The following is a 15,020-nucleotide window of genomic DNA, read 5'->3' as shown; positions in this document are numbered from 1 at the left end:
ACTTCTCGCTAGGTGCCACCGTGGCGTGCACGTCTGATCACAGATTGGGTCTGCCTCAATTGTCTGATGGTTTCATTCGTTGCCGTTCTCACTGTTTCACGTGTATCACCGGCAGCGTTGCCGAAAATTTTGCTGAGCGGCCTGTAGGTGTGGATAGCGTCACGCCCGGCGGCTTCGAACAGGCTGTCCAGTACGCTGACGGCTTCATTCAGGATTGAGATCATTCCGGAGATGTTTCGATCGGCACGGGTGAGCTTTTCGTCGGTCAGTTCCAGACCCGCTCCTGCAATCTCATGAAGTATTTCAAAGGTGCCGGTCACTGTGCTCAATGCCGCACCGATTTCGCTCGAGAACGGTGTATTGGCGGCCTTCATGCCAATACTGGCACCGACATTCAGAGCCTCTTTGCCGCCCTTCATCCAGCCCTTCATGTTCATTTCAATCATACCTAGCCCGATGCCTTTGAACTTGTTGTAGGCGTACGAACCATAGTTCATGGCCTTGTAGTCACCTTTATTGATGATCCTCTTCGGATCCAGTTTCCCGGACTTGAATTTGACCGATGCGCCGAGGCTCGTACGCTCCAATGCATAATCGAGCCCCATGCTCACTGCCTTTTTCGTTACCACCCCGAGGCTCGCGCCAACGGCAATACCGGGGGGGCCAGTGACACTACCCAGCGCCGCCGCTGTCGCTCCGATGCCGATACCTGCTCCATAAGAGATGGCTTGTGCTGCAATGTGTGCGCCAATCCTCAATGCAGCCGATTGTCCGTGAGCCCAGGCAGACTGGTGATTGTTGATTTGTTTTTCGGCCTCTTGTGCACGTCGTGTAGTGAGCTGCAGGATTTTTGTATGCCGGTTCAATGCGCGAGATAGAGTCATGTCGGCCTGGTATTGCTTTTTATAGGCTGCGCTTTGGGACCGCCTTGTGGAGCGTTGCGGTTCGGTTTCGAGAAAGTTGTCCATGAAGTCCCAAAGCTCTTGCCCGTCATCGTCGATGGAGGTGATGGGTTCATTCCCCACAAACACATACAGGTTCAACCCGTCCACATCCCCCGCCGGATCGGCACTGACCCATCGCCCCAGCCAGTCGGCGTAGTAACGGGCACCGTAGTAATACAGGCGGGTGACATCCATTTCCTTGCCCGAGTAACGGATAAACCGGTAATCCACTTCGATCAGCGTTCGCGCTGTCATCCAGGCCGTGGTGCCGAACGGCAGATAACCTTCGTGGCTGATTACCCGTGCCTGTTGGTCCAGCTCCAGCGAAACCGACCCCAGATGATCGCTGCAGGTGTAGCGCAGTTGATCGGCCTCGATGCCCGTCGGTCTGCCGGTCACCCAGTGCAGGCAGACCACGCTGCCACTGGCCAGCGGCAGGTTGATCAGGTGCAGTTCTTCAGCGTTGTCTTTGCTGCGAATTTCCAGCCCGGGACAATAGCGCACTTCGTGGAAGTGATTGACCTTCGCGGTGTGAGTGTCGTGACGTTTGTACACCCGCTCGCCCTGGCTGTAGCGGTAATACTCTTCGTCGTTGGCGCCGCTGCCGTCGCGGTCGACGAGGATTACCCTGTCCAGCTCGCCGCGATTGTTCCATTGCAACGGCACGCCGGGTTGCAGAGCCTGAAGGTTGCCGGCAGGATCGAACAGTTTTTTGAAGTCCGGAGGTGGATCACCCTGCTTCCAGCGCACGCCCCGATTGCTTGACGGATCGATCGCCATCTCGGCGGTGTGGCTGGCGCCGTCGCGGATGTGGACGGTTTTGACGAGGTTGTCGCCGTTGTCGTACTCGTATGTTTCGATGTAGTTGCGCCGGTCGGCAGGATCGGTGGGCTGCGGCCGGCCGAGGTTGTCCGAGGGCGGGGCATCGGCATGGCCGGTGGCGCGGATCAGCCGGTACAGCGAGTCATAGCCAAAGGTACGGTGGCCATCGACTTGCTGGTTGCGGAAGAAGGTCGGTGTCCAGGCGTGATCGAGAATACGGGTGATGTTGTACATCCGGTCGTATTCATATTCGAAATCCTGAAGCGCGGCCCCCGATGCCTTTCGCACAGAGTGGCGATGCAGGCGACCGTTGGCGGCACGGTAGTGCCAGTAGCTGGTGACGTCGTTACCGGTGAGTTGTTCGATGATCTGTCCGGCGGCGTTGTACCGGGCATCCTGTAACACCGTTTGCCAGGTAGTTACCCCTTTCAGTTGCAACTGCACCCGATTGAGTTGACCGGCCACGTCGTATGTCGACAGTTGCCGGTGTCCCCCAGAATCGGTCTGAGTCAGTACCGTACCCAGAGGGCTGAAGCTGTGACGACTGGCAAAGGATTTGTCATCGTGAAAAGTGCGGGTTTCGTGCAGTCCTTGGCCTGTCAGCCCGACACTGTGAAATTCGACGGTGCCGGATAGGTCGCTTTGTTCGATCAACCGCCCGCGCAGGTTATGGCCAGCGTCATGTGCGGAGTCGGCGTACGTCATCGTTTCGACGTCTGGAATGCCGTTTTCTTCAATGCTCAACGGGCGCATTTGGTCATCGTAGGTCATGACCCGATGATTCCCGTTCGCGTCCCAGGACCGTTCGGGCAACCCGGCCAGCCCAGGCAGGATGACGGTTGTGCCCGCATCGACGCTGACCGCTCTGAGCACCTGACCATCGAGTGCGAAAAGCGTGATGGTATTCGCGATGGACAGACGCGGGTCGCGTTGAGCCACCGGTCGTCCGGCTACATCGTAGTGTTGGCGGGTGATGAGCGCCTGAACTTCCTCACCCGCCATCTTGCGCAGGTATTCGATCTGCCGAATTTCGAGCGCGCGTGAGTCATGAACCCGCAAGGTGGGCGTATGCCAGTGAACGGACTGTTCCACAGAACGGGCTTCTGGCGTGCTCATCGGTGCGCAGAGCGTTGCCGCATCAGGAACTGATTGTCTGTAGTGCCCATTTCCTTGTACCAGGCCATGCCTTTTTGCATTCGGTTGATATAGTCCAGCGTCTTTCCGGTCTTTTGTCGCAGGCCTGAGCGGGTGATCGGCTCGAGCGTTTCACGGGACGTCATGTGATTGACGTTGGGAATGTGATCGGCTGGATAAACGACGTCCGTACCCAATGCGTCAAAAGCCGCCTCGGCCCAGGCGGAGCGTTGTTCGACTGCCTCTTTCCATTCACTGAGCATCGTTTCGATCTTGCCGATCTTGACGGGATCGAGACGGTTTTTGATGTCCTCAGCCTCCACGGCCCGGGCGAACAGGTTGAACGCTCCGCCAAGAATCGAGATCCATGCTCCTACCAACCGCCCCATCACAAATTCAGGGTTGAGTACCGAGTTGAGCGCCGGGTGGATCAACTCGTCCTTGATGCTCTGCCAGTTGCCGTGGATGTCGTTGACGGCTTCGGGGATCCCCATTGCCTTGTCGATTGCAGTCAGGGAAATGGTTGAGGTCTGCGGTATGAGTGCGCCGATCAGCCCCAGGCTTGTGACCGGAGCGGCCATGCCACCCGCGATGTCTCCGCCGACGTTGCCACCCGTCACCGCCTCGATGAAGGGCAAGCGGTTCAATCTGCTGTGAGAGGCAATATGCCGGACATCCGGGATGTAATACCCGATCTGCTCTCCGCCGAGGTTCCCGGCTTCATAGCCGAATATCCCTGTGGCCACTTCGCCAACCGTGTTCGCCAACAGCCTCCGCTTGATGTGCTTTTGGTGGATGACGTTATCGATCTGCACCAGCGTCTGCCCGGCAATGCCCTCCAGTGTCGACACAAAACCCGAGTACAGCATGATGACGCTCTCTGCCTTCGTACCTCCCGAAGGATCGACATAGCGAAGCGGATTATTCCCCACAAACGCATAGCGATTCAGCCCGTCCGCATCCCTGGCCGGATCGGCGCTCACCCAGCGACACAACCACGGCGCGTAATACCGCGCCCCGTAGTAATAAAGCCCGGTGACATCCATTTCCTTGTCCGAATAACGGGTGAACTTGTAGTCCGCTTCGATTTGCGAGCGGGCAGCCATCGACGCGGTATTGCCGAAGGCGTAATAGCTTTCGCGACTGATCACCTGCGCCTGTTGATCAGTCTCTGTCACGCTTGATCCCAAGTGGTCGGCAAGGCAATAACACACACGATCCCGATCGATACCGGGTGGTTTGCCCAAGACCCAGTGCAGACACGTCACCTCGCCGACACCGGTGGCGACAGTGATCCGGTGCAGTTCTTCTCCGCTGCTTTTGGTACGGATTTCCAGGTTGCCCACATAGTGCACTTCTTCGACGTGGCTGACTTTGCGAGTGTGGGTTTCGTGGCGTTTGTGGACCCTTGCGCCCTGGCTGTAGTGATACAGCTCCTGATCGGGCGGACCGCCGGGGTGCTCCACAAGGATCAGCGATTGCAGTTGATGGCGGCTGTTCCAGTTCATTGGCTGGCCGGGTTGCAAGGCCTGCAGATTGCCGGCGCGGTCGAACAACGCGCCAAAGTCCGGGTCCGAATCCCCCGGTTTCCAGCGCACACCGCGATTGCTGGCGCTGTCGTTGAACATCTCGCGGGTGTAGGTGTTGCCCTCGCGAACGTGGGTCAGTTTTTTCAGGTTGTTGCCGTCGTCGTATTCGAAAGACTCGACATAGTTGCGCCGGTCATCGGGATCGGTGGGTTGCGGCCTGCCGGGATTGTCCGCGGGCGGGGCGTCGCTGTAACCGGTGGCGCGGGTCAGGCGGTACATCGAGTCATAGCCGAATGTGCGTTCACCGTCGACTCGCTGGTTGCGGAAAAACGTCGGTGTGTAGGTATGGTCGATAATACGGATGGGGTTGCCCACCCGGTCGTATTCATACTCGAAATCCTGAATCGCCGGCTGCGAAGCCTTTTGCGCATATTGTCGAAGCAGACGTCCGTCGGCCTCGCGGTAGTGCCAGTGGTTGGTCACGCCATTGCCGAGTTGCTGTTCGGTGATCTGGTCTGCGGCGTTGTAGTGCGCGTCGTTCAAAATGCCCTGAAAGGTTTGACCGCTGAGTTGCAGTTGAACCCGGACAAGCTGCCCGGCTATGTCGTAGGTCAATTGTTGAACATGCCCGCCGGCGTCGGTGGTTTGCAGCAGAGCGCCGACGGCGCTGAAGCGCTGGCGGCCGGTGCAGACCTTGCCATCCTCGAAGGTGCGGGTTTCTTCCAGTGCCTGGCCGCTCATGGCGAAGCTGTTGATTTGCACCGTGCCTGATGGATCGCTCAGCGCTGTCATTTGCCCGCGCCGGTTGTACGTCGGGTCGCCCGAAGCGGTTTCATGGCTGAAAGTTTCGAAGTTCGTTGAGCCGTTTTCTGCAACGGCCCGCAAGCGCAACTGTGGGTCGTAGGTCATGTTCCGGTGATTGCCGTTTGCATCCCAGCCTTGCAACAGTTCACCACCCAATCCTTGCAGGACCGTGTTTTCGCCACCGTCGACGTTGCGGGTCTTGAGCTCCGTGCCGTCCAGCCTGTGCAAGGTCGTTGTATTGGGCTTGGGCAGACGCGGATCCCGCTGTGCAACCAGATGACCGGCAGCGTCATATTGCAATCGGCTGATGAGCGCTCGTGCTTCTTCTCCGGCCACTGTGCGCAGGTACTCGACTTGCCTGACGGCTTCGCCGCGAGGTCCGATTGCCGACAGCGTCGGTGTGAGAGGGTGCACGCTGGCGTTCATGATCTGATCCGTTTTGCGGGCGCCGGTCTTTTCGCGGGCCTGGCCAGTGGCGGTTCTTCCGTGTCGTTGTAGTCATAACTGAGCTTGAACCACGGATGCAGAAGGTCATACGCCAGATGGCCGAGGGCGTTGATCGTCTGGATCTGACGACCCAGCGCGTCGTAGAACATCCGGTCGTGATAGCCGTGCTCGCGCATCGCGCTGTCATTGATGCAGCGATGGGTGTTGAGGAAATAGGGGCGGTAGACCCGTATGGTTTCGCCCTTGTGGTTGTATTCAACACGACTTTGCACCCGCCAGCGCTGAAGGGCTGGCAGTTCAATCGGCCTGCCATCGGCGCCGGTCGCGAGGCCGTCCTCGGGCGTGGCGACAAAGGCATCGCCCGGCGGGACGAGTTGTTTGCTTTGCAACTCGCGACCAAAGCCGTCCACGTAGCGGATGGTCATCTGAATCTGTTGCAGCGGATCGGTGTGGTAGCGGTCGGCGACCAGACTGAGACTGTGCACCGGTTGCCTGAGGGTTGAATGGATGAGATCGAGCAGTTTCTGTTCACTGGCCGTGGGTTTTTTCCGGTTCAGCCAGCGCAGCGCACAGGCGCGGATGTGGCCGTCGGGCAGGATCAGGCCGTCGGCGATCCATTGCTTTCTTTCGCGCAGCACCGCGTTGCGCGGGAGCAACGGCATCCAGCTGAACAGCTCGGTGCGCACCGCGCTGGCAGCGGATGCCAGTACGGTTTTCGGATGGGCCAGGGCGTATTCGACGCTCAGGTCAGGCTGCGGCGGGTAAGCGGACAATCGTTCGAAACCGGCTGGCAGCCCCTCTTCGGTGCCATGAAAGCTGTGGACAATCGGCTGGCCGCCCGGTTCGTACAGCACTTCCTGAATGTTCTCGTTGGGGTCCGTGATGCTTTGCGGCAGCAGGGTGTGCATGTCGTGGTTCACGGACGTCACGCAGCCGTCCGGCAGGGTGATGGCAATGCTCAGCAGATGGTCTGCGTCCCAGGTGATGTGCGTCACGCCATGGCTGGCGGTCTGCTGCACGTCGGTGACATGGTAAAAACCGCTGGCATCGGCATAGGTGAAAAAGCCGCTTTTTGCTGACCACAGGTTTTTCCGCTGATCTTCATCCGTGTCCGGCGGAAAAAACAGGTTCATGGGTTCGTAACCGATTTTTGTCAGCTCGTCCCGGATGACGATCGGCACATCGTCATACGCCGCCAGGGCCTTCCTGTCGAACACGGCCTGCTCGGTCGGCCCTTGACGTGGCGGATAGAGGATATGGCCGTCGTCCTCCAGATACGTGTGCTGTGTGAGCGAGGTCAATTCCCGGGCGGCTGTCCACTCGGTGCTGTCCTTGTACCGGTCGAAGTTTTCGAAACTGATGTCTTTTGCTTGCAGCCCGCCCGGCAATGCCCCTTTGGGCAATGTCAGCGCGTTGCCGCGCTGACGCCAGGGCAAGCCGAGCAGCCAGTGGCCGTCAGTGATCAGGTGAGTGAAACCGGCAAGGGTCTCGGTCAGATAAAAGGACTGCTGTTGCTCATCGTGGCTGTCCTCCCAGGCTCGCAGTTGATCCTCTCGATCTAAGGGGGATGTGTCCGTCTCTGTGCGGCGGCGAGCGCAGGCGACCGTGAAGCCGTGAGTCAGATGGCCGTACTCGTCCCGTTCCAGATTGACCGTATGCTCGCAACGCGGGTCGTCCATGAACCTTTCGTATTGATGGCTGCGGGTTTCCAGTTCGAGTACCAGCAGGCTGGACGGATTTTCTTTGACCACTCGAACCAGATAGCGCGATTCGCTCAGGGAGAACAGGTGTGCCGGAGCGGGGTCGTCTGCCTGACACACCTCGGTGCGCAACGGGCGACCGGCCAGGGCGTAGGCGATTTCGCGATGGTCGTCGGCCTTGCGCCTTTTGCGAACACGTTCCTTTCTGCCTTTGGCATCGAACGTTGAAATAACCGTGGGCCCCAGCGGCGTGATCTCGTCGTCGAGTTCGCAGATGCCTTTCAAGACAGGATCGGTGCTTCTGCCGGTGTGAAACCAGTGCGTCGTGCGCATCGGTGCCGTATGGCCGCTTTCCGCCTGGCCCGGTTCCAGTTCACTGTCGGTCTGGCAGACTTTGCCGAAACCGCGAAATTCGCGTTCGTAGCCGTCGTAGTAGCCCTCGAAGTACTCGTGGAACTGCATCAGGTAATTGCCGGTGATTTCATCGTCCTGACGCAACCCGTGAAGCACCATCTGGGCAAAGGGCAGAAGGCAGACCGGACGTCGGCGCGCCATCAGTTCCAGGCGTTTTTCGTCCAGCCAGAATTGCGCACTGCTGCGATGTTGCAGTGTGGCGCTGTAGCCCATGTTGTTGTTGCAGCCGGTGAGCAGGTAGGGCCGTTCACTGACGAAGTGATACACCCAATGCTGCGGCGTCATGTGGGGTCGGGTGAACAGCAGGCTGGCGCAGCCAATGCCCTGCAGGTCGGCAAAGGTCACCTGGCAGAGGTTGTCGTAGCGAATGCCTTCGGGCCATGCAACGATGAGCGGGACTTGCTCAACAGTATTGCCCCCGTGATTCCAGTAGATCTCGAAGTGATCGGAACACAGGCGAATCAACGCCGGTGCACCGGAACCGTCGAGATCGGCAAAGCGAATCCGGTTGGCATCGAAGTCCGCGTAGTCGAAGGGCAAGTCGCTGATTGCAACCGCCTTGCCGAATCTGCCATGGCCCAGATTGGCCCAGGTTTCGATCCGGTCGTGACGCACCCGGCACAGACCCGGGAGGTCACTGGCGTGCAGGTTGCCGAACATCACCAGTTCGGTGCGGGCGTCGCTGAACAGCGGCAGTCGGTCCGGAGTGTGCGGTACATCCTTGCCGGGCGCGAAGCCTTTTTCCCGAACATTGGCGTACACCCGGACGCTGTTCGGGCCGATCAGGGCCATGGAGTCCAGACCGTCGCCGCTCAGATCGCCCAGTTGCGCCAGCTGATGGAAAAACTCCACAGGGAACTGGCTGAACGGTTTGAACAACGACCAGGTGCCGTCCGGATCGAGGGTGTAGAAACCGCTGCCGCCGGGTTGCGCGACGACCCAGTCGAGGCGGCCGTCACCCGTGAGGTCGGTGAGGATCTGCACCACCGGTCTGTTGCTGTCGGCGTTCGGAATCAGCGGCAGCAGTGTCCAGGGCCCGTAAACGATTTCGTCCGTGCCGGGTTCGCCGCGCAAGGGTTCGCGGTAGTACCAGGCGCCTTCGTACTGGCAGAGAAATCCCGGCAGGCCCTCGCCGTAAAGATCGACGCAATGGTAGGGCTGGCCGTCGTTGAGGCCGGGCATGTGGTCGAGTTGCAGGAAGGGTTTGGGGGAGGTGTCGAGTGTCAGCGCTTCATAAAAATATTCCAGCGGCGGCAGGTGTCTGACGCGACCTGTAGCGTCATAACTCATGTAATGCGCGGCTTTCAGGTGGTTGTACAGGTGCGCTGTGGGTTCGTGCTCCAGCAGCAGGCGATCGACCAGCACCGGAGCGGGGCCGGTGTGGTTGAACAACAGAAACTGCCGGCACAGGCGCCGGGTGCCGACTTCAAAGCCGTAACGATGATTGCGAAACGGATCGGAACGTACCGGCCAGGCATCCTCGTTGGCGTCATACGATGGAACATCGTCATATCCGGCGGTGCGTTCGCCGTAGTCAACGATCAGTCGGAACAGCCAGTCGAGTAATTCAGGTTGCGCGATATCAAGGCAATACAGATCGGCACTGGCGGTCTTGTTGCAATAACAGACCTGCCGCAGGTAGCGCTGGGCACTGTAGTCAAAACGGGCGTCGGTGACTTTGTCGTCCGTCTTGTACTGGTAAAAGATGTTTTCGCCCACAGGGTTCCTGACTTCCACCAGCAACCACACTGCGACAACGGTCGGGTCCGCCGGGTCATGGATGCAGGCATCCAGGGTGTAGCCATAGCAATACAGAGTGCCGTCTGCTCCAAAGACCACCCAGAACGGGTGACCGCCCTCGGCGGGAGTCCAGAGCTCGTAGCGGGTGAAAGTCGTTTCCAGGCGCGGAATGTAGCGCACCACGGAATAGGTTTTGGCGCTCTCGCCTTTACCGTGCGTACGCTTTGCGGTCTTGATCATGCCGCGCGTCGTCAGTTCGGGCCGCAATTCGATGCCGTCAGCCAGCATGGCGTCCGTTGGCAGGTTGTGCGGCACGCCCTTGCTGGTTTTGCGCGAGATGGCAGAGGACGGCAGATCCCAGCCGAGGCCGCACTTGCCGTTGCCCCCGTTACCGTCATAAACCAGTTGCAGCTCGGGAACCAGCGTCCGGCCGGAGGCGGACAGTGTTGGCAGCGACAAGGCGTAAGAGCGCTGCCCGGTCGCACCGATCTCACCCCAACTGCGCCCATTCGTTGCAATGGACGCTGTCTTTGCAATCGAGGGAGGCGTGACGAGCGCATCTGCATCAAGGGCCATGGCAACTCAACCTGAAGATGTCGAGTCGTCACGCTAGCAGAGCGGTAGTGGGGCAGGCACCTGTCAGATCTGACAGGTGCCGACTGACGGCAGGCGAAAAAAAAGCCGGGCGGTCATCGCTGACCGCCCGGCTTTCTACAGACCGCTGAAGCGCTTACTGCACTTCCACCGCCAGGCTTTCGCTGATCTTCTGTTGCCAGATCGCAGGGCCGGTGATGTGCACCGATTCACCTTTGCTGTCCACCGCGACGGTGACCGGCATGTCCTTGACCTCGAACTCGTAGATCGCTTCCATGCCCAGCTCGGCGAACGCCAGCACCTTGGACTTCTTGATCGCCTGCGCCACCAGATAAGCGGCACCGCCGACGGCCATCAGGTACACGGCCTTGCTGTCCTTGATCGCGTCGATGGCGGCCGGGCCGCGCTCGGACTTGCCGATCATGCCCAAAAGGCCGGTCTGCTCGAGGATCTGACGGGTGAACTTGTCCATCCGCGTGGCGGTGGTCGGGCCAGCCGGGCCAACCACTTCGTCACCGACCGGATCGACCGGGCCGACGTAGTAGATGAAGCGACCTTTCAGGTCCACCGGCAGGGTCTCGCCCTTGTTCAGCATCTCGACCATGCGCTTGTGCGCGGCGTCGCGACCGGTGAGCATCTTGCCGTTGAGCAGCACGGTTTCGCCCGGCTTCCAGCTCTGCACCTCTTCCGGGGTCAGGGTGTCGAGGTTGACGCGACGGGCCGACGGGCCGGCTTCCCAGACGATTTCCGGATAGGCGTCCAGCGGTGGCGCTTCCAGCGAGGCCGGGCCGGAACCGTCGAGCACGAAGTGCGCGTGACGGGTAGCGGCACAGTTCGGGATCATGCACACCGGCAGGGAGGCGGCGTGGGTCGGGTAATCCATGATCTTCACGTCGAGCACGGTGGTCAGGCCACCGAGGCCCTGGGCGCCGATGCCCAGCTGGTTGACCTTCTCGAACAGCTCCAGACGCATTTCTTCGATGCGGTTCTGCGGGCCACGGGCTTTCAGCTCGTGAATGTCGATGGATTCCATCAACACTTCCTTGGCCATCACCGCGGCTTTCTCGGCGGTGCCGCCGATGCCGATACCCAGCATGCCAGGCGGGCACCAGCCGGCACCCATGGTCGGCACGGTCTTCAGGACCCAGTCGACGATCGAGTCGGACGGGTTGAGCATGGCCATTTTCGACTTGTTCTCGGAGCCGCCGCCCTTGGCCGCCACGTCCACTTCCACGGTGTTCCCCGGGACGATGGAGTAGTGGATGACCGCCGGGGTGTTGTCCTTGGTGTTTTTACGCGCACCGGCCGGGTCGGCCAGGATGGAGGCGCGCAGGACGTTTTCCGGCAGATTGTAGGCGCGGCGCACGCCTTCGTTGATCATGTCGTCCAGGCTCATGGTCGCGCCATCCCAACGCACGTCCATGCCCACACGCACGAACACGGTCACGATGCCGGTGTCCTGGCAGATCGGCCGGTGGCCGGTGGCGCACATGCGCGAGTTGATCAGGATCTGCGCCATCGAGTCACGGGCCGCTGGCGATTCTTCGCGCAGGTAGGCTTCGTGCATCGCCTGGATGAAGTCCACGGGGTGATAGTAGGAAATGAACTGCAGGGCGTCGGCAACGCTCTGAATCAGGTCGTCTTGCTTGATCACGGTCATGAGTCGCGCTCCTCTAAAAGACGGGAACATTTAATAGGGCAGCTTCGAACTCCGGGCTTCGAGCGGCAAGGCAAGGACAGTACGCGGACTGCCTGAGCCTGAGGCTTGATGCTGGCGGCTTGAAGCTGGCCCTTTGGGCCGGGCACGCCTGGCTGCTGGCGCGACGCTAAAAAGGCGCGGCAGTATACCGCGCCTCGGTGGCGGGCACATCTGCCGGGAGTCATTCGTTGGTCGCATGGCTGCAGGTTTTTGACGCCAAATACCCGGCCCGAAAATCAATGGTCATTTATCGACTGGCCCTCTAAAGTGGCAGCCGGTCTGTAGAGTAGGACACTCGGTCAGCCTTTTATCGCACGGTGAGTCAACGATTGACCCATAACGCCATTCAACGTCTTTTGCTCAAACGCTTCGCCCTCGCTGCAGCCACCTATGGATTGGCCTTGCTGCTGCTGTGGCTGGCGTATTTCACCGGTCACTATGAAGATTCGCTGGCCGGCGTCGCCGTCGGCAGCGCGCTGGTGGTGATCAGCCAGGCGGTGCTGTTCGTCATCTTCCTTTCCGGGCGCAACCTGCGGTTCCCCGACCCCAGCCTGACCGAGGCGCAAGTGCTGCTCGGCCTTGGCTGGCAGACGTGGCTGATCGCCCATCTGGAAGAAGCCCGGGGCGAGTTCCTGGTCTTCTATGTGCTGATCCTGCTGTTCGGCCTGTTTCATCTGTCACGGCGGGCCTTCGTGCGCTGCGCGATGCTGGTGTTCTTCAGTTTCTGCGCGATCACGCTGTGGGACGGTTACCACTTGCGGCTGCACGACCCGGCGCTGTCCGCGTTGCAGGCCTGCATCCTGCTGATCGTGCTGGCCTGGCTGGTGATCTATGCACGCTTCGTCCAGACCTCACGGCAACGCATGCGCCAGCGCCGCTTTGCCTTGCAGGCGCATCAGGACACGTTGCGCGGGATGATGCGTCAGCTCGAGGACCTGGTGGCCACCGACGAACTGACCGGGCTGTTCAACCGCCGGCACTTCCTGCGTCTGGCCACCCGCGAACTGAATGCGATGGAGGCCGATGTGGTGCATGGTCTGGCGCTGATCGATCTCGACCATTTCAAACGCATCAACGACCTGCATGGCCATGCCGCCGGCGATCAGGTGCTGCAGGCTTTCGCCGGCGTCGCCGGTGCCTGTCTGCGAGACGGCGACGTGCTGGCGCGTTATGGTGGTGAGGAATTCGTGGTGCTGCTGCCCGATTGCAACGCCGAGCGCCTGACCGCTTGCTGCGAACGGCTGCGCATCGCTTTCACCGACGTGGAACTGGTGGGCCTGAACGTGAAAAACCTGAGCCTTTCCGCCGGCATGACCCTGCTGGAACTGGGCGATGATCTGGACGATGCCTTGCAGCGTGCCGATCAGGCGCTGTACCGGGCCAAGCGCGACGGGCGCAACCGTTGCGCGGCAGCGTGGGAGAACGTCGATGCCTGAACTGCGGGTCGGTGAACGTCAGTGGTCGGTGGTGGCGGGCAGCAATCTGCTCGACGCCCTCAATCAGAATGGCGTGGCGGTGCCTTACAGCTGCCGCGCCGGCAGTTGCCATGCGTGTCTGGTGCAATGCGTGCAGGGCTTGCCCGCCGACAGTCGCCCGGATGCCTTGAGTGCCGAACAGCGTGATCAGGGCTGGCGCCTGGCCTGTCAGTGTCAGGTGGTGGAAGACTTGCAGGTACACACCTTCGACCCGCTCACTGACGGTCGCCCGGCGACGGTCGAAGCGCTGGACTGGCTCGGCGACAGCGTGCTGCGTCTGCGCCTGACACCCCAGCGACCGTTACGCTACAGCGCCGGCCAGCATCTGGTGCTGTGGGCCGGGCACGTTGCGCGGCCGTATTCACTGGCGAGCCTGCCGGAAGAAGACCGTTTTCTGGAGTTCCACCTCGACTACCGTCAGCCCGGCGAATTCAGCGACGCCGCCCGGCGCTTGCAGATCGGCGACCCGATCCGCCTCGGTGAATTGCGCGGTGGCGCGTTGCATTACGACCCGGACTGGCACGACCGGCCGCTGTGGCTGCTCGCCGCCGGCACCGGGCTCGGCCCGTTGTTCGGTGTGTTGCGCGAGGCTTTGCGTCAGGATCACCGGGGTGCCATTCGCGTCATTCACCTGGCCCATGATGCCGATGGACATTACCTGGCCAAACCCCTTGAAGCACTGGCTGCGCAACGGGAAAACCTCAGCGTCGAACTGTGGACGGCGGCCGAGTTGCCGGGCGCTTTGGCGCAACTGCGCCTTGTCTCCCGACAAACCCTGGCCTTAGTCTGCGGCTCGACCGCCAGCGTCGACGCGTTTGCCAAGCGTCTGTTTCTGGCCGGACTGCCGCGCAATCAACTGCTGGCCGATGTCTTCCTGAGCCGTGGTTGAGCGCTGAATTCTCAGACGCGAGACCTGCCATGCCCGAAGCCATCCTGCTGCAACGCGAACGCGGTTTGCTGACCCTGCGCCTCAACCGCCCGGACAAGAAAAACGCCCTGACCCGCGCCATGTACAGTCAATTGGCCGAGGCGCTCAAGCAGGCCGATCACGATCCCGAGATCAGCGCCGTGCTGATCACCGGCAGCTCCGAGTGTTTCACCGCCGGCAACGACATCGCCGACTTCATCCAGCAACCGCCGAGCGACCTCGACAGCCCGGTGTTTCACTTCATGCTCCAGTTGCTCGAATGCCGCAAACCGGTGATCGCCGCCGTGGCCGGAGCGGCGGTGGGGATTGGCACGACGCTGCTGTTGCACTGCGATCTGGTGTACGTGGCCCGGGATGCGCGGTTGCGCATGCCGTTCGTCAATCTCGGGTTGTGCCCGGAGTTCGGCTCCAGCCTGATCCTGCCGCGTCTGCTCGGGCAGGCCAAAGCGTCGGAACTGTTGCTGCTCGGTGAGGGCTTCACGGGTGAACAAGCGGCGCAATGGGGGATCGCCACCGAGGCGCTGGGCAGTGGTGAAGCAACACTGGCCAAGGCGCGGGAGATGGCGCTGCGGTTTGACGAGTTGCCGGCCGAGGCAGTGCGCATCAGCAAACAGTTGATGCGCGCGCCGGATCGCGAGTTGATTCGCAAGGTGATCGAGGAGGAGGGCGCGCTGTTCACCCAGCGGCTGCGGTCGCCGGAGGCGCTGGCGGCGTTGACGGGGTTCATCAAACGGCACTGAGTATAAAGTGTCGCCGCTGCCGCTAGCCTCCTATCGACAGCGGCGGAGTT

At 60.8% G+C, this 15,020-nt stretch carries 7 protein-coding genes; 3 read left to right on the top strand and 4 right to left on the bottom strand.

Annotation, left to right across the window (positions count from 1 at the left end; all coding sequences use genetic code 11):
- Positions 1-8 precede the first annotated feature (8 nt).
- The 4 genes from NWV16_RS22155 to NWV16_RS22140 form a co-directional block, all read right to left on the bottom strand.
- Complete coding sequence (locus NWV16_RS22155; RefSeq protein WP_260520762.1) at positions 9-2,858, bottom strand: RHS repeat-associated core domain-containing protein; 2,850 nt, start codon at positions 2,856-2,858, stop codon at positions 9-11.
- Between the two features lie 20 nt (positions 2,859-2,878).
- Positions 2,879-5,659 carry an RHS repeat domain-containing protein gene (locus NWV16_RS22150; RefSeq protein ID WP_260520761.1) on the bottom strand — a complete coding sequence of 927 codons (2,781 nt, stop codon included), beginning with the start codon at positions 5,657-5,659 and terminating at the stop codon, positions 2,879-2,881.
- The gene (locus NWV16_RS22145; RefSeq protein ID WP_260520760.1) at positions 5,656-10,110 is read right to left on the bottom strand and encodes a SpvB/TcaC N-terminal domain-containing protein; all 4,455 of its coding nucleotides are present in this window, start codon (positions 10,108-10,110) and stop codon (positions 5,656-5,658) included. The genes NWV16_RS22150 and NWV16_RS22145 overlap by 4 nt, the downstream gene beginning before the upstream one ends.
- Positions 10,111-10,264: 154 nt before the next feature.
- Positions 10,265-11,788 (bottom strand): fumarate hydratase, encoded by a 1,524-nt coding sequence (locus NWV16_RS22140; protein WP_260520759.1) that lies wholly within the window; start codon positions 11,786-11,788, stop codon positions 10,265-10,267.
- A 368-nt stretch (positions 11,789-12,156) separates the two neighbouring features.
- On the opposite strand from NWV16_RS22140, the gene NWV16_RS22135 reads away from it, so the two are divergent.
- Genes NWV16_RS22135 through NWV16_RS22125 form a run of 3 tightly spaced genes read left to right on the top strand, consistent with a single transcriptional unit; the run spans position 12,157 to position 14,970 of the window.
- Positions 12,157-13,263, top strand: coding sequence for a diguanylate cyclase (locus tag NWV16_RS22135; RefSeq protein ID WP_260520758.1), 1,107 nt, complete (start codon positions 12,157-12,159; stop codon positions 13,261-13,263).
- The gene (locus tag NWV16_RS22130) at positions 13,256-14,191 is read left to right on the top strand and encodes an iron-sulfur-binding ferredoxin reductase (RefSeq protein WP_260520757.1); all 936 of its coding nucleotides are present in this window, start codon (positions 13,256-13,258) and stop codon (positions 14,189-14,191) included. The genes NWV16_RS22135 and NWV16_RS22130 overlap by 8 nt, the downstream gene beginning before the upstream one ends.
- 29 nt (positions 14,192-14,220) lie before the next feature.
- Positions 14,221-14,970 carry an enoyl-CoA hydratase-related protein gene (locus NWV16_RS22125; protein ID WP_260520756.1) on the top strand — a complete coding sequence of 250 codons (750 nt, stop codon included), beginning with the start codon at positions 14,221-14,223 and terminating at the stop codon, positions 14,968-14,970.
- The last annotated feature ends 50 nt before the right edge of the window (positions 14,971-15,020 follow it).

The organism is Pseudomonas sp. BW7P1, from assembly GCF_024981055.1.
GTDB classification, from domain to species: Bacteria; Pseudomonadota; Gammaproteobacteria; order Pseudomonadales; family Pseudomonadaceae; genus Aquipseudomonas; species Aquipseudomonas bananamidigenes.
The sequence above is the reverse complement of the archived record's forward strand: the minus strand, read 5'-3'. Positions and strand labels throughout refer to the sequence as shown.